The 15,266-nt window shown below is 64.9% G+C and carries 12 protein-coding genes, 1 tRNA gene and 1 pseudogene; 4 read left to right on the top strand and 10 right to left on the bottom strand.

All coding sequences use genetic code 11. The features are described from left to right. Positions 1 to 119: 119 nt before the first annotated feature. Positions 120 to 1,412 carry an SGNH/GDSL hydrolase family protein gene (locus tag G6O54_RS14010; protein WP_165226264.1) on the bottom strand — a complete coding sequence of 431 codons (1,293 nt, stop codon included), beginning with the start codon at positions 1,410 to 1,412 and terminating at the stop codon, positions 120 to 122. A 1,337-nt stretch (positions 1,413 to 2,749) separates the two neighbouring features. Here G6O54_RS14010 and G6O54_RS14005 point away from each other — a divergent pair. The 4 genes from G6O54_RS14005 to G6O54_RS13990 all read left to right on the top strand — a co-directional run bounded on the left by G6O54_RS14005 (position 2,750) and on the right by G6O54_RS13990 (position 6,639). Further along, complete coding sequence (locus G6O54_RS14005) at positions 2,750 to 4,129, top strand: hypothetical protein (RefSeq protein WP_165226263.1); 1,380 nt, start codon at positions 2,750 to 2,752, stop codon at positions 4,127 to 4,129. Between the two features lie 54 nt (positions 4,130 to 4,183). Next, positions 4,184 to 5,206, top strand: coding sequence for a hypothetical protein (locus G6O54_RS14000; protein WP_165226262.1), 1,023 nt, complete (start codon positions 4,184 to 4,186; stop codon positions 5,204 to 5,206). 309 nt (positions 5,207 to 5,515) lie between these two features. After that, a complete protein-coding gene (locus G6O54_RS13995; RefSeq protein ID WP_165226261.1) occupies positions 5,516 to 6,121 on the top strand; it encodes an amidase domain-containing protein in 606 nt (201 codons plus the stop codon). A 320-nt stretch (positions 6,122 to 6,441) separates the two neighbouring features. Continuing rightward, positions 6,442 to 6,639, top strand: a complete 198-nt coding sequence (locus G6O54_RS13990) for a helix-turn-helix domain-containing protein (protein ID WP_165226260.1) — start codon at positions 6,442 to 6,444, stop codon at positions 6,637 to 6,639. 91 nt (positions 6,640 to 6,730) lie between these two features. On the opposite strand, the gene G6O54_RS13985 is transcribed toward G6O54_RS13990, so the two are convergent. The 9 genes and pseudogenes from G6O54_RS13985 to G6O54_RS13945 all read right to left on the bottom strand — a co-directional run bounded on the left by G6O54_RS13985 (position 6,731) and on the right by G6O54_RS13945 (position 15,252). Further along, a tRNA-Leu gene (locus tag G6O54_RS13985) sits at positions 6,731 to 6,817 on the bottom strand. A 97-nt stretch (positions 6,818 to 6,914) separates the two neighbouring features. After that, positions 6,915 to 8,831: a CocE/NonD family hydrolase gene (locus G6O54_RS13980; protein WP_165226259.1), complete on the bottom strand. Its 1,917-nt coding sequence runs from the start codon at positions 8,829 to 8,831 to the stop codon at positions 6,915 to 6,917. 73 nt (positions 8,832 to 8,904) lie between these two features. Beyond that, positions 8,905 to 10,230, bottom strand: coding sequence for a beta/alpha barrel domain-containing protein (locus G6O54_RS13975; protein WP_165226258.1), 1,326 nt, complete (start codon positions 10,228 to 10,230; stop codon positions 8,905 to 8,907). A gap of 202 nt (positions 10,231 to 10,432) precedes the next feature. After that, positions 10,433 to 11,353: pseudogene (locus G6O54_RS13970) on the bottom strand (lactate/malate dehydrogenase family protein); the annotation flags it as partial. A 69-nt stretch (positions 11,354 to 11,422) separates the two neighbouring features. Then, a complete protein-coding gene (locus tag G6O54_RS13965) occupies positions 11,423 to 12,373 on the bottom strand; it encodes a class II aldolase/adducin family protein (RefSeq protein WP_165226256.1) in 951 nt (316 codons plus the stop codon). Between the two features lie 94 nt (positions 12,374 to 12,467). After that, a complete protein-coding gene (locus G6O54_RS13960) occupies positions 12,468 to 12,746 on the bottom strand; it encodes a EutN/CcmL family microcompartment protein (RefSeq protein WP_165226255.1) in 279 nt (92 codons plus the stop codon). Further along, entirely contained in the window at positions 12,743 to 13,492 is a 750-nt protein-coding gene (locus G6O54_RS13955; protein WP_165226254.1) for a hypothetical protein, read from the bottom strand. Before G6O54_RS13955 ends, G6O54_RS13960 begins: the two co-directional genes overlap by 4 nt. A gap of 23 nt (positions 13,493 to 13,515) precedes the next feature. Next, positions 13,516 to 13,782, bottom strand: coding sequence for a EutN/CcmL family microcompartment protein (locus G6O54_RS13950; protein WP_165226253.1), 267 nt, complete (start codon positions 13,780 to 13,782; stop codon positions 13,516 to 13,518). 30 nt (positions 13,783 to 13,812) lie between these two features. After that, positions 13,813 to 15,252: an aldehyde dehydrogenase family protein gene (locus tag G6O54_RS13945; protein ID WP_165226252.1), complete on the bottom strand. Its 1,440-nt coding sequence runs from the start codon at positions 15,250 to 15,252 to the stop codon at positions 13,813 to 13,815. Positions 15,253 to 15,266: the final 14 nt, after the last annotated feature.

The following is a 15,266-nucleotide window of genomic DNA, read 5'->3' as shown; positions in this document are numbered from 1 at the left end:
CTTGCGAATCCCTTGAATCGCGGGGATGCAATCCCTCGGCGTGATTCTCCTGGTTGGCTCGTCCCCTCCTCCATCGCCCCGACTCCGTCCATGAAGGGCGATGGGCGCCTCCCGGGATTTCATTTCGCCTTCGGCTTCAGCTCGAACTTGTGCGGCTTCGGCTGGGCGAGGGCGTGCTGCTCGGCGACGATCGTCCGTTCGAGGCCGTCGAGCCCCTCGACCGCCGAGCCGACGTACTCCGCCGGGGCGTTCGGGAAACGCATCTGGATGTCGCGCCAACGGTACTTGTGCATCTGGGTGTGGTCGATGGTCTTGTGGTGGACGGCGAGCGCCTGCTTGGTCATCGGCGTTTCGAGCTCGGCGAGGTTCACGCCGCTGCCGAGGTCGTAGGTCGAGAAGGTCCCCACCAGGGCGCCGTCGATGCTGAGGGTGTAGTCGGCGGCGGCGAGCCCGTCGACCTTGAGCGGCTGGCGGTCAAGGGACGAGAAGAAGTCGGACGTCTTGACCGCCAGGGCGACGGTCGGGTCCTTGAAGTCGAGGTTTTCGACGAAGCTCCGGTGCCTGATCGGGAATGGCAGGGCCTTATCGAGCTGGGTCCAGGTCAGGGCGTCGCCCGAGCGGGCCAATTCCGTCACCTCGGCACCGTCGGCCGAGATGATCCGCGGGCCGTTCGCGTCGAGCGAGACGGCCGAGACCAGCGACGGGGCGCCCCACGCCTTGAGGAGCGACTGGGCCATGATCAGTTGACCGGCGGGCGAGGGGTGGACGCGGTCGGGGTTGAAGTCCGCGGCCTTCTCCTTGTCGACTTCGAAGGCCTTCTTCGTCGCCACGACGAGCGGGCCGTTCAGGTCGGCGACGGCGCAATGCCGCTCCCTGGCCAGTTCTTCGACGAAGTCGGCGTATCTGAGCAGGACGGCGTTGTATCCCCCCTCGAACTTCGGCTCCCGGGTCACGTCGTCGTACGGCGAGGGCCGGATCAGGGTCAGGCGGACGCCGGGCAGGTCGGACTTCAGCTCGTCGACGATGTGGCGGTAGCCAGAGGCGTAGCGGTCGAAGATGTCCTGCTGGAACGGCCGGTACGAGGCGTCGTTCATTCCGAGCATGATCGTCACCACGGTTGGGCGGTAGGCGATGACGTCGCGGGCCAGCCGTCGGTCGATTGAGCCCCCCTCGCCGCCGCCGACCTTGTCGCCGCCCCAGCCCGAGTGGGTGAAGGTCAGGTTCAGGTGCGGGAAGCGAGTCACGACGAACGTCTCGGTGTAGGTGGTGTAGAGGAGCTGGTCGGTGATGCTGTCGCCGTAGAAGACGACGCGGTCACCGTCCTTGAGATAAAACGAGTCGCCTCCGCGGGCGATGTCGGGGGCGGCGATCGCGGCGATTCCTGCTAGCGATGCGAGGAGAAGAAGCCTCATGGCGGTGGTTCCGGGGTTCTGAAATCCGCGAGAGAAACGATCGGTCGATCATAGGGCGGCCGCTGGCCGCTTCCAATGCCACTCTACCTATGGCGGCGGCTCGGCTCTCACTGGCTGGTGGGCCGCCGTCCGCATGCTTCTCGACCGTGGCTCGGCTCGTCGTGGGAGGTGTGAAGCCGGAATACGCTACTCCCTCGCCGTATCGAGGAGGAGCCACAGAGACATGGCGATTGGCCCCGTGAGCCGGTGGACATGGGCGATCTACTTCCCGGAAAAATGCTGCATCGCTTCGGCTTCGCGAGCCCATGGTCGCGAAGGAGATGGAGCCTGGGAAGGATGATGGAGGTGATGTGATCCCCGGGTGACTGCGCCTCGGTAGGCAGACGGGGAGAGTCGGCATGCCGAGGACGGCGAGGGCGTTGGCCTGCGGAGGTTGGTCTCGCGGGATCGACCGGGGGAATTCCCGGGATCCGTTATTCCAAAAGGCGGTGGATTAGGCGGCATTTCTGGGTCTGGTGGCACAGGACGGAGCTTCGGTTGCCGATGCGGGGGCCCGAGTGATACCTGATGGCGAGACACTTCCACCCGGCGGACTGGCTGCGCGCGAAGGGGATCTGGGTCGGTGGAAGCACAGGCTGCTGACGGCAGATGTCGGGCGGCGTCAGAAGCAAGAATCGCCGGGCCGGCCATGGCAGTCATGGCCGGTTCGAGGCTAGGAAGACGAGCACAGCGTGACCGTTCTGCGAGACGTGGGCGGATTGCATGGTGGGCCGTGCTGGTGGATCGGGCCAGGGTGAGGGCCTGCTTCGTCGCGGGGCCTAATCGTCCTGGGCGTTCTCGCTTCGACGGCTCGACGACAGGGGCGGACGCTCTCGTTTCGTTGGCCGAAGCGGACCGCAAGAGCGGGCTGGGGGTGGGATGCTGCCGCGAGTATGGGTGGGGGAAATGAAAAAAGGACTCACGTCTTTCGACGTAAGTCCTTTGATTTCATGCCGAAGAGAGGACTTGAACCTCCACGGGCATGGTTAGCCCACTAGGACCTGAACTTACCGTGGGTCCGTGGGGCTTGCAGGGGAGACAAAGGGGCGTTTCGCAATAAGTCCTTGTTTCGTGGTCAGTTCGGCCCTGATCGCAGGGCATCCACAGGGTATCAAAAGGGTGGTCGCGTGGCCAGTGCTGGCGGAATTTTGGCGGAAAAGAGACGCGCTAGGATCGTCGGGGCGTCTCTCGACTCCCCGTGTTCCCATGCCCACCAGTATCGGAGCCGCAACGGCGTTTAACGGAGCACGTCACCTAGGCCGCTCCGGCCCTACGATCCAGGATACGAGGCGAGCCCCTTGCGGACCTTTGATCGATACGGCACATTCAAACTCCAGATCGAACAGCCTTCCTCCGTCAACTTCATGAAATCATGGCTGGGAAGCATCACCGTACTTCCCGGTCACCTGGAGGTGATTATGGCGGATTTAACGATCGGGTTCTGGGACGGGCCGCCAACGCCTTTCGTGACGCCGGAGAGGTTTCAACAGATCGTGCAGTGTGGCTTCACGCTCGCGATGCCGACTAGCGACGAGCCATTAGATAAGACGCACGTTCAGGCCTACCTCGCAGCGGCCCAGGCAGCCAACATCCCGGCACTGATTGGCGACCAGAGGATCAGCAACCCCACCAACTTCGATAATCTGGCGGGCCGTGCGGACGCAGTTGTTCAGGATTGGAAGCAGGCGAGCGGCGTGCTCGGTTACTTCTTGGCGGACGAACCCGATCCTAAGCAGAACCCGCAGATTTTCACGTATCTCGGGCAGATCGTAAGCGAGTTGAGGTCAAAGGACCCCGCGAGGTCGACGTACCTCAACCTTCTCCCGCTCGGTTATGGACCGTACACCGACGAGCAGGACTATACCCACTATGTTGAGCGGTGCATCACGGAAGTTAAACCGCACCTCCTTTCATTCGATCACTATCCCGTCGATAGCCAGGCCGGCCGGGACGGCTTCACGACAAACTTGCGGGTTTTCAGGGACGTATGCAAGGCTCACGGCCAGCCGTTCTGGGGGTTCGTGGACGCCTTCCCGCCCCTACCCCCCGGCAAGCCCGTCCCGGGCTCGTCGCTGGACCATCTCCGTTGGCAGGCCCTGGAGGTGCTTCGGTACGGGGCGAGCGGCATCATGTACTTCACTTACTGGACTCCCACTCCCTCCGTTTTCGATGGGACCGAGGCGATGGTCACGCGGAATGGTACGCTGACGCAGCGCTACAATGAGGTGAAAAACTTAAACCATGACCTGCGCACCCTCAGCGGCGGGATAGCGGACGCGCTGTTCGGTCGCGTCCGAGCCACTCCTGATGTTCCCGGCGGGGCCGGTGACCTCTGGCTTCTTGATTCTTCTGTGCCGCCCACGGCTGCGGGCGAGCGTCCCCTGAGCGCGCCCTTGACACCGGCCGGCTGGGATTGGATGACTCAGACGGCACCGGGATATGGGCTCGTCAACGCGCGAAATCACGACGTGAATGGCTTCTGGCTCTCCGCACGAAACGATCTGCTTGACCGGACGTTCTATGTTCTCAACGTCGTCGCCGATTCAGGGCGCCTTTATCGAGTGACCAGGGCGGCAATCGACGATTTAGGACCGGCTGGCTGGGCGGACCCGCACAAGCAGAACATGCTGGGCATGTACTTCAACTCGAATGGCTTCTGGGTGTCGTACGGCCCCTGAGTCGGCGCGAGATTGAACGGCCGACACGAGTCTTCAATGAGCGAGGATTAGCCCGTGGACGACGTCGAGGACCAGCTTTCGCAGGCCGATTGGAAGGCAATCCCGCCTGCCACCCATGTTAAGACCATTGTAGGGTCCGAAGTCGCGGTGACGCTCGGGATCGCGGGCGATTTCGGTGGGGTCGGCGTCACGTTCGAACTGGCTAGGCGGCAGTCGGATGGTTCCGTCGGTTCTCCGGTGAACATCCTGGAGGCGAGGAGCGCCGCGGGATCTGGATGGCAAACATCCGTCTTACTTCGCGACCAGACCAAGCACCAGACCATCGTGTTCAACCAAGCGGCGGGCAACTCCACGCCCTTCCAATGGGGCTACAAGAATGATTACTTTGAGCTCGCTGCCTTTAAGTGGAACCCCGTCGTGAGCGACCACGTCCATCCGAACTATAACTTCAGCCATAGCGTCGCGACCAGCCCATTCGATGGATCGGGTTACGTGCTCGAGGACGGCCGGTTGCACATCGGAACCAATACGGTCAGCGTCGGTTCAGGGTCAATCGTTGACATTACAAATCAATATACACTCCGCTCTCGCTTCGACCAAACCTGGGAGGGGTGGGCGGCCGAGCAGGCGTTCTACCTCAACAAGGCGGTCGCTCGGTCCCACCATCTTCGCGTGTTCCTGCGGGGTGCATCCGGCGGCTGGTCCGAGGGGCTCATCCGGCCCTATGACAATTACGTCGTTCGCAACGGGCAATCGACCTGCGACGAGAATGGCTGCTCCGCGAAGACAAACAGCCTCTCCTACGTACTATTCATCTGGGAGGTCGACGGATCGGACATTGCTGTGGCGATCGTTCCCCCCAACGAGTCCTGCTACGGCCATCTTAATATGTCACGATTCACATATGGTCCCAATCCCACCACCGACCCCGACGCAAACGGCTCCATCGACTGGCATACGGTCGTGGCCGCGCAGGACACGACTCACTTCCCGGCGGCTGCCGAACGCCCGTATCAGGTGCGATACCTCGTGGGAACGCCCGACCAACTCTCCTCCCTTGGGTACAAGAGCAGTTGATCGCCCCTCATTGAGAAAAACGGATCGAACGCGGTTCCCCTTGGCGGGCCGCTGCGCTGAACTCGCTCGTCGGGCGGCGGAAGTCAGGGGTAGCCTTGTTGAGACTCTCGGAGAGGTTTGGTATCGTCGGATCGAGGCGGTTCGCATGCGAATACTCACTGAAAGCGAGGTGCGCGGTGTAATCTTGGTCTTAAAATAAACGGTGAGGAGCGGCGTCTCCGATTTGTGTCGCCCCCCGGGATCATCCTTCTCGTACCAAGTTGCGTGACGTGAGACCACAGGCCAGGCTGGAGAGAGGAGCTGGTCGGCATGAGCAGTTACAACCGGGCAAAGGCCCTTGAGTACGCTCGGAAATACTGGACGAGGGTTTGCTCCGACGGATACATAGGTATCAAGAGCGCCCCATCCTACAAACAGGTTCCTCTCGGCACGGTGTTCGAACAGAAGTTCCACAATGGGGACTGGGAAGACGAGTGGGCGAAGTTGCCCAACGGATCCAAGATCGTCTGGGACGAACTTGAAGATTGTACACACTTCATTTCATGTTGCCTTGGAAGCCCCCCCGGCGAAACAGCGGGCGGACTGCACATTCACAGGGACTTTAATACTATTTACGGCCGTTTGGGCGCAGACAGACTGTTCAATGATCTCAAGGCAGATGGTCTGATCCATATCGTCGCCGAGCGTAAATCGATCGCTCAAGCCGGAGCGTTGATCTCTCAGCTTCAGGCAGGAGACCTGATCTTTTACTGCAAGGACCAGCTCCCCCATCATCATTCTGCAATTTATCTCGCCGATAGCAAGCATAGGATCGCATGCCACACATATTGCCGTTGCGATGTCGATGATAATTACTCTCAAGCCTGGAATGACAGCCTCGGTTACAACAACTGCACACTCGCGAAGGTTTTGTGAGCTCGGGTGAGTGGCCAAATATCCGCGCTAACCATGAAACGCTGCCTAACTTCGCGTTGCAGCGAACCGGGGCCTTTGTCATCCCAGCCGAAGAGCTAGGGTTTTGCTGCGGTACGCAACAAATAATGCTTGAGCATTATGGAAGATCGACGCGTTAGGCGTGAGATGCCAAACGGAATTATCAGCGGCGGCTGTTGCTGCGAACCAGGCGAAGGGCAAGAGATGACATTCCGAGAGTTCCTCGGCGCGAAATTCTTCGAGGATCTCGAAAAGCTTAAGGTAGAAGGCGCGATTTGCGTGGTCTTCTCGTTCGACAACTGATGACCCCCTCCGACCCGCGGGCCATCTGCGATTCGCTCAACGACGAGCGTGATACGGGCGGGCAGTCCAAGCTCGCCCGCTTGCTTGGATGGCATCATTCGACCATTTGGCCCAAGCTGAACGGCGAATCGCCGATCACGAAAGCCGAGGAGCTGGCGATCCGACAGGCGATTCGCTCCCCTACGGAACTGCCCTGAAACCGCCCCGTCTGGCGGAAAGTTGGCGGAACACTATATGTCCATAAAGGCAAAAGGACTCACGCCTCTCGACGTAAGTCCTTTTGCTGTATGCCGAAGAGAGGACTTGAACCTCCACGGGCATGGTTAGCCCACTAGGACCTGAACCTAGCGCGTCTGCCAATTCCGCCACTTCGGCTTGATGCATCTATTATGAAATCAGAGGCCCGAAGAGTCAAGAGGTTCGCGGGTTCGAGCGGAATTCGAGGAGTCGAAATCGACGCGATCGGAAGAGCTCATCGCGGCAGGGCAAGGACCTCGAGGCATGTCGGCGACGTCTTCGAGTGGAAGAGTCGATGGGTGGCCTTCTGGAAGTCGGCTTCCTTGGCGGTGGCGATGTCGACGAACGTCTGGGGGTTCCGGTCGACCAGGGGGAACCACGAGCTCTGGACCTGGATCATGACTCGATGGCCGGTACGAAAGGTGTGGGCGATGTCGTTCATGCGGAAGACCACCGGGGTGACCTGGCCGGGCACGAACGGCTCGGGTGTCGCCAGGCCCTTGCGGAAACGACCCCGCATCACGTCGCCGCGCACGAGCTGCTGGTAACCGCCCAGGGAGACGTCGTTGGTGCCCTTGACGGCGAGGTCATCGGGATAGACGTCGATCAGCTTCACGACCCAGTCGGAATCGGTCCCGCTCGTGGACACATGGAGCGTCACCTGAACGGGCCCGACCAGGGTCAGGTCGGAGGTCAGCGGCGGCATCTGGTACACGAGGACGTCGGGGCGCCTCGCGGCGAAGCGCTGATCCTGGATCATGTAATCGCCGGGCATCCGCGTGGTCAGGTAATCGAGATACTCCACTGGATGCGCGGGATCGCTGACGTACTCGTCGAAGGAGCCGGGGGCGGAATCGCCCTCGGGATCGGCGGGCGGATCCGCGGCGAGGGAGCCGCCGGGGCGGGGGTATAGCTTCATCGGCGTCGCCTTGCGGGGGGGCCAGGCGTCAAACGATCGCCACTCGTTGGTGCCGGTCATGAAGACGCGGGCCTCGGGGAAGTCGGCCGCGCCCTGGCCCTTGAGGAAGTACTGGAAGAAGGGGAACTCGATGCTCTCTCGATAGTGGGCCGACGTGTTCGACCCGAACGGAATCGGGCCCAGCGAGCTGCCGTTGCCGTGGGACCATCCGCCGTGGTACCACGGGCCCATCGCCAGCACGTTCGTCGTGCCGGGGCTCTGGGACTCGACGCTCCGATAGGTCTCGAGGGCACCATACAGGTTCTCGGCGTCGAACCAGCCGCCCACCGTGAGGACGGCCGGCTTGATGTTCCGGAGATGGGGGCGTAAATTCCTGGCGGCCCAGAAATCATCGAATTTCGCGTGCGCGAGCAACTCGTTCCAGAACGGGACGTCGTCCTTGAAATAGCGCGCGTTGGCGTTCGACAGCGGGCCCAACCGGAGGAAGAACTCATAGCCGTCGGGAGTACCGTAGTCGAACGACTCGCCGCGAGTTTCCTTCTTGATGGGCGCCGGGCGGGGATGGCCGAACGAGGCCAGGAAATTGAAGGCATGCGGGAGGAAGAGGGCCCCGTTGTGATGCCAGTCGTCGCCGGCGAACCAGTCCGCGATCGGGGCCTGGGGCGACGCGGCCTTGAGCGCGGGATGGGCGTCGATCATCCCGGCCGAGGTGTAGAAGCCCGGGTAGGAGATCCCCCACTGGCCGACCCGACCGTTGTGGCCGGGGACGTTCTTCACGAGCCAGTCGATCGTGTCGAAGGTATCCGTGCTCTCGTCGATGTCCGACGGCCCGGTCTTCGCGTCCTTCTGCGGACGCACGTTGACGAACTCGCCCTCGGACATCCAACGACCGCGGACGTCCTGGTAGGCGAAGATGTAGCCGTCGCGGGCGAAGAGTTCCGACGGGCCGAGGCCGTCCCGGTACTCGTCCACGCCGTAGGGCTGCACGCTGTACGGCGTCCGGCAGAGCATGATCGGATAGGTCCGCGTCCTGTCCTTGGGGACATAGACCGCCGTGAAGAGCTTCACGCCGTCTCGCACCGGGATGCGGTACTCGTACTTCGTGTAGTTCGCCTTCAAGTATTCCACGCCCTGGGCGGCCGCCGTGGATGTCGACATCGACGCCAGCGGGCCGCTCAGGAGCACGAAGAGGGGAAGGGCCGGGATTCGGAAGGGGCGGGAGCTTCGGGGCATGGACGCAATTCTCCGGGCGGCGGGAGCGAAATCGTGGAGAGACAATCCAGATTACGCCCGCGCCCGGGGGAAGTCAGCGCCCCAGCCCGAGTCGTTCGCGATGGTAGGCCAGGCGATCCGCCGGGCTCATCTTCGCGAAATCGGGCTTGCCGTTCGCGGAGAATCGAGGCTGGCCATTGGCGACCGGCTTCGCCACGGCCGCGGCCGCAGCCGTGGGCTTGCAGCCGCAGGCGTCCGGCGAGTCTCCGCCGCAGCCGCAGCCGTCTCCGTTGGCATGAGCGTGCGAGGCTGCGGCGGGGACGGGAGCCGTCGCCGGAGCCGGGGCCGGGGCAGGAGCGGTCGCCCGCGCGGGGACGACCACCGAGGCGGAGCCGCTGTAGCTCATCGACTGATCGGTGACCTTGAGGTCGTCCTCGAGGGTTCGGTGTGACGCCACGCCGAGCTTGCCGAGGACGGCGTGATACGCCTTCACGGCCTCGACCGGGCCGATCACGCCGTCGACGATCAGGCGGAGGAACTGGACGAACGCGAGCTGATTCTCGGAGTTGTTGATCTTGCGGCCGAAGAGGGCGACCCGCGCACCGTGCTTCTGGGCGTCGTGGAGGAGCTGGAAGGCGTCGCGCGTGGTCCCCGACGAGCCGCCGAGGATGCCGACGACGAGGTGCGGGTCGAACCGTACGAGCTCCTCCATGGCCTTCGGGCCGTGGTAGACGATCTTGAGGAAGTCCGGCCGGCCGGCGGGGGCCACGCCCGCCAGCATCCGCGTGATCATGTCGTTGAGGTAATGGGGCAGGATCTCCGGCGAGACGCCGGTCTCGACGTTCGGGTCGAAGACCTCCAGGAAGTAGCGGAAGCCCTTGCGCTCGGCCTCCTCGCGAAAGTCGTGGAACTGCTCGAGCGTGGCGATGTCGCGGTCGAGCCGGTTGTTGAAGGTCACGCTGTAGAGGCCGAGGTTGGCGCCTCGGGTGCGCTCGTCCGGTGCGCAATCGAGGTGGCCGCACTGGGCGTGGTCGATGCTGGCCGTCCGGAACGGCTGGGAGGGCTCGGCCGCGTAGCCGCTGCCGCGGGCGAGGTGGATATCCGTGGTGTCGTTGGCGCGGATGGCGGGCGTGACCGGCGAATCGTCGAAGAGCCGCTCCCGGAACGTTAGGGCGTAGTTCGAGCTGGTCGACATGAGCATGATGTCGACGAGCGCCTGCTTCGTGATCAGGCGCATCTGCTGCCGGTATTCCTCGAGCGTCTTGAAGCGGACCTCGCCGGCGTGGAGCTCCGGAGACTTGCCGGGCGCGCCCAGGCCGGTGGCCATGTCGGCGTCCTTGGCGTCGGCCAGGATGAACTCGCGGCATCCCGAAGGATTGGCGTGGATCGCGGCGAGCTTGCGGTCGAGCGACTTGATCATCTCAGCGGCCCCCGGTCACCTTGCCATGGCCATTGCCGTTCCCATTCCCGATCCCGGAGATCGTCACCCGGGAGCTGCCGGAGCCGTTACCCCCGCCGCCCGCGCCCATGGTCACGCGGACGGGCTTGCTCGCCGGGGCCGCCACGGCCGCCGGCTTCGACGACGCCGGCGCCGGCTTGCCGGCCGCCTTGGGATTCCCCTTCAGGACCAGGTCGATGGTCTCTCGCAGGACACGAGAGGACTGCTGGAGGGCGGAGATCTCCTTCCCCCAGAGCTCGATCTCGACCTGGCCGAGGACCCCGCCGCGGCCGACGACCGTCGGGACCGACGTGCAGACGTCGCGCATCCCGTAGATGCCGCTCACCAGGGACGACACCGGCAGGATCCGGCGGGAGTCGAGGGCAACGGCGTGGACGACCTCGCGGATCGCCATGCCGACGGCGAACCCGGCACCCCCCTTGAGCTTGATGACCTCGGCGCCCGAGCCCTTGGTGCGGGTGAAGAGCGCGTCCGCCTGCGAGCTGCTCCAGCCCGGGAACTTGTCGAGCGGAAGCCCGGCGGCCTGGGCGGCGGACCAGATCGGGACCATGCTGTCGCCGTGCTCGCCCAGGATCAACGCCGTGACCTGGGTCGGCGGCAGCTTGACGGCTTCGGAGATCAGGCTGCGGAACCGCGCCGTGTCGAGCGCGGTGCCCAGGCCGATGACCTGGGACGCTGGCAGGCCGAGCTGTCCGAGGGCCAGGTAGGTCAGCACGTCGACCGGGTTGGAAACCACCAGGACGATGGCGTCCTTCTTCAGGCCGGCGCCCTTGACGTTGCCCAGGATGCCCAGGAACAGCTCGACGTTGCGATTGATCAGGTCGAGCCGACTCTCGTCGGGCTTGCGCCGGAGGCCGGCGGTGATCATCACGAGGTCGCTCTCGGGGATGGCCTCGTAGCCGACGGCCCGGATCCGCTGATCGGCGATCAGCGAGGCCCCGTGGAGCAGGTCCAGCGCCTGGCCCTTGCAGAGGTCCGCGTTGACGTCGATCAGGTCGAGCCCGCTGACGATCCCGCCGCACTGGAGTGCGAACGCCGCACACGAGCCGACGAGTCCACCCCCGCCGATGATGCTCACTCTCATGACACACTCCAGTCCAACTGTCGAATGGGGACGAGTTCCAGGAGGCCAACGACCGGGCGCGGCGGAGGTTCAGCTCCCGGAGCCGGCCAGGGCGCTCATGACCTTGTCCGTGATCGCCTTGACGAGGGCGTCGATGTCGGGGCCGCCGGCGTGGCCGTTGGACGACGGGGCCGCGGATGCGGCGGGGGCCGCGGCCTTGGTGGGCATCTCGCAGGCGACGCCGGAACCGGAGGCCTGGCCGTTCTGGAGGAGCTTCGGATGGATGAAGACCTTCGGCTCCGGACCGGGCTGGCCGTAGCCCTCGCGGAAGAGGCTGTTGCCGCAGAGGTCGCAGTTCTCGAGGCCGCGGGTGAGCCGCGGGTCGGGGATGCCGAGGTTCGGCTTGAGCTTGATCAGCTCCGCCGCCTTGGCGTCGTCGTAGTAGTTCACCCGGCCGAGCTGCTTGGTTAGGAGGAGGATCCGGCAGTAGGCGTCGATGATCTCGGTCTTGAAGTAGGCGTCCTCCAGGTCCGAGCCGTAGGTGACGGTCCCGTGGTTAGCCAGGAGGATCGTCTCGGTATCCTTGACGAAGGGGATGACGGTGTCGGCGAACGCCTGCCCGCCGGGGGTCTCGTAGGGAGAGATCGCCACCTCGCCGAGGAAGACCTCGAACTCGGGCAGGATACACTTCGGGATCGGCTCGCGGGCCACCGCGAAGGCGGTCGCATGAGGCGGGTGGCAATGCACGACCGAGCGGACGTCCGAACGGGTCTTCATGATCGTGAGGTGGAGCAGGACCTCGCTCGATCGCTTCTTCTTGCCGGAGATCTGCTTCCCGTCCATGTCCACGATGCAGAGGTCGTCGGGCTTCATGTAGCCCTTGGACGTGCGGGTGGGCGTGCAGAGGACGCGGTCCTCGCCCAGCCGGTAGCTGATGTTGCCGTCATTGGCGGCGGCGAATCCCTTGTTGTAGATCCGCCGGCCGATCTCGCACATCAGCTCGCGCATCTTCCATTCGTTCATGACGCCGTTGCCGACCATGGGATTCCTCGCCGTCGTTCGGGAAATCGAAAGTCCGTTGAGTCCTTGTCGTTCGCGGGCTGGCGCCGGGACCGGCGGCCCGCCCGTGTCTCGATCAGAAGGAGAGCCTGTCAAGGAGGCACGCGCAGTACGCGTCCACCGGTGTCTTGTTCTTGCCGAAGGGGTTGGCGGCCTCGCGCCCCTCGCTCAGGCCGATGAGAGACCCCGCGCCGGCCCCCAGGTTGTCATAGGCGATGAGCTCCTCGCCGCGCGACGACGAGCCATCGGTCAGCGCCTCGAGCGGCATGGGCCGGACGATCACGAACCGGCCGCCCCGGAGGGAATCCGCCGAACGGCTGAGCGTCACCCGGCCGACGACCTCGGCGATCCTCATCGGAGTACCTCCTCGTGAAGATCCGCGGGGACGCCCGGGGCGCCTCCCTGGCGGAATGCGGCGGCGAGCTGACGGACGAGCGCGATCGTCTTACCCGCGGGCTCGACGACCAGCAGATTCAAGCCCAGGCCATCGACCGCGCGATGGACGTCGGAGGGCTCCGCGGCGACGGCCGCGCGAACGCCCGGCGACTGGCACGCTCGCCAGACGGTCCGCGCCCCGTCGTTGGTGACCCAGAGGGCACCGCGGCCGGACGACTCGACGAGCCAACCGCCCACGACTTCCAGGTCGGGATCGAGCTCGAGCCACTCGCGAGGCTCCGAAAGGAGGCCGCGGCGGAGGGCCTGGAGCTGGCCGGTCTCCTCGCCGATCGCGAAGGCCCATTCGCCGCGGGCGAGCCGTCCAAGCTCGGGCGAGACGCCCAGCCTGATCTCGATGCCACGCTTCTTCAGCAGGTCGCGGGCCAGCGGGGTCACCACCGTCTGCGGCGCGATCCGGACGGCGCGAATCCCGGCCGGAAGTTGCTCCGCCTGACGGACGCCGAGGAGTCGATCCGCGAAGCAGGGGCTGGCATCCCGCTCGCGCCCGACCCGGTTGGTGGGGCGGAGAGTGGCCAGGACGGCTCGCACGGCATCGTCCACCAGCAGGATCGGGTCGACCCGATCGAGCACGATCTCCGGGCCGCGGGCGCGTGCGAACGCCGGCTCGCGGCTGCGGAAGTCGGTCCTCGACAAGGTCTGATTCATGAACGGAATCCCGATCTAATAGGTCAACGTGCGTTCATTCCATCCGGCAGGCCGAGGATGCTCCAGCGGCCCGGCGTGTCGCGGCCCAGCAGCTCCTGGAGCAGGGCCCCGTCGTTGGTCAGGAGGACGCGGTCTCCCTTCCTGGCCCCCAGGCGATCGAAAACCAGGACGGGCTCCCCCTCGGGCCGGCCATCCTTCGCCTCGAGCTGGACGACGAGGAGTCGCTCCCCCTCGAAACTGGGATGCTTGACCGTGGAGGTCGCCGTCCCCTTGACCGTGCCGAGTTGCATCAGCTTTCCCTCCCGTCGCCATCGCCGCGATCAAAGGAACCGCATGCCGCCGGCGATGGCGGTCCGCCGCTGGCGAGTGAACGTCAGGGGGCTGGTGACGCCCTCGCCGGTCGGGCCGGCGATCGAGAACGACGGATAGCCCTCGCCGCCGACGCCCAGGCCGGCCACGCTCGGCCCGTTCACCACGAAGATGGTGCAGTTCATGAGCTTGCCCATCTTCGACATCACCGTCGTGTCGCGCGAGTGGAGGATCGCGGTGTGGCCGAACCCGTGCTCGCTCTCGAACGCCAGGTCGATCGCCCTGTCCACGTTCGAGACGCGGACGAAGGGGACGAACGGCATCATCTGCTCCTCCTGGACGAACGGATGCTCGAAGCCCGTCTCGCCGAAGAGGAGGTCGACGCCCGCCGGCAGCTTGACGCCCGCGGCCTCCGCGAGGACCGCGGGATCCTTGCCGACGAAGTCCTTGTTGACGTGCGGCTTGCCGTCGCTGCCGACCGGGATCGCGGCCTTGGTCAGGGCGTCGATCTGGTTGGCGGTGAGCCGGTAGCCGCCGTTCCGCGTCATGGCCTCGGTGAGCGAGTCGAAGATCTCGCCGACGGCGAAGACCTGCTTCTCGCCGATGCAGAGGAGGTTGTTGTCGAACGCTCCGCCGACCACGATCGACTTCGCCGCGTTGTCGAGGCAGGCCGTGGCATCGACGACGACCGGAGGATTGCCCGGCCCGGCGACGATCGCGCGGCGCTTGCTGGCCAGGGCCGCACGGGCCACGGCCGGGCCGCCGGTCACGACCAGGAGGCTGATCCCTTTGTGGTCGAAGAGCTGGGCGGCCGTCTTGAGGGTGGGTGGGTCGATGATCGTGATCAGGTTCTCCAGGCCGATCACCTCGCGGATGGCCTTGTTGAACCTCCGGACGCCCTCGGCCGCGATGTTGCCCCCGGACGGGTGGGCGTTGAAGACGACCGTGTTGCCCGACGAGAGCATGCTGATCGCGTTGGCGGCCAGCGTGGGGAGGCTGTGGGTGACCGGCGTGATGGCGCCGATGACCCCGAACGGGGCGTAATCCGTGAGGGTCAGCCCGTCGTCGCCGGTGGCGATGTCGGTGCGGAGGAACTCGGGCCCCGGGATCAGGGGGATGGTGCCGCGGAGCTTGGCGATCTTGTGGTCGAGGCGGCCGATCTTGGTCTCCTCGAGCTCGGCGCGGCCGAGCTCATCGGCCTGCTCGACGCAGATCTTGCGGATGACCTCGACGGCCTTCTTGCGGTCGTTGAGCCCGCGCTTCTGGAACTGCTCGAAGGCCCCCTCCGCGGCCTCCACGGCCGCGTCGACGGTCGGGAAGACGCCCAGGGTCCCGCCGGAGCGTGCCGGGGCCTTGCCGTTGACGTTGCCGTTGGCGGCCGCCCCGCCGCTGCCCATCTGGGACAGCACTTCATGGATCACGCTGCGGATCAGATCTTCGGTCATTTGCATGGCTGGCACCGTCG

Origin of the sequence: Aquisphaera insulae (genome assembly GCF_011064615.1) — a bacterium.
Classification (GTDB): domain Bacteria; phylum Planctomycetota; class Planctomycetia; order Isosphaerales; family Isosphaeraceae; genus Aquisphaera; species Aquisphaera insulae.
The sequence above is the reverse complement of the archived record's forward strand: the minus strand, read 5'-3'. Positions and strand labels throughout refer to the sequence as shown.

Bases quoted from the DNA above. Each gene is read 5' to 3' on its own strand.
- G6O54_RS14010 (WP_165226264.1), bottom strand. From the start codon at position 1,412: ATGAGGCTTCTTCTCCTCGCATCGCTAGCAGGAATCGCCGCGATCGCC.
- G6O54_RS13995 (WP_165226261.1), top strand. From the start codon at position 5,516: ATGAGCAGTTACAACCGGGCAAAGGCCCTTGAGTACGCTCGGAAATAC.
- G6O54_RS13990 (WP_165226260.1), top strand. From the start codon at position 6,442: ATGACCCCCTCCGACCCGCGGGCCATCTGCGATTCGCTCAACGACGAG.
- G6O54_RS13980 (WP_165226259.1), bottom strand. From the start codon at position 8,831: ATGCCCCGAAGCTCCCGCCCCTTCCGAATCCCGGCCCTTCCCCTCTTC.
- G6O54_RS13975 (WP_165226258.1), bottom strand. From the start codon at position 10,230: ATGATCAAGTCGCTCGACCGCAAGCTCGCCGCGATCCACGCCAATCCT.
- G6O54_RS13965 (WP_165226256.1), bottom strand. From the start codon at position 12,373: ATGGTCGGCAACGGCGTCATGAACGAATGGAAGATGCGCGAGCTGATG.
- G6O54_RS13960 (WP_165226255.1), bottom strand. From the start codon at position 12,746: ATGAGGATCGCCGAGGTCGTCGGCCGGGTGACGCTCAGCCGTTCGGCG.
- G6O54_RS13955 (WP_165226254.1), bottom strand. From the start codon at position 13,492: ATGAATCAGACCTTGTCGAGGACCGACTTCCGCAGCCGCGAGCCGGCG.
- G6O54_RS13950 (WP_165226253.1), bottom strand. From the start codon at position 13,782: ATGCAACTCGGCACGGTCAAGGGGACGGCGACCTCCACGGTCAAGCAT.
- G6O54_RS13945 (WP_165226252.1), bottom strand. From the start codon at position 15,252: ATGCAAATGACCGAAGATCTGATCCGCAGCGTGATCCATGAAGTGCTG.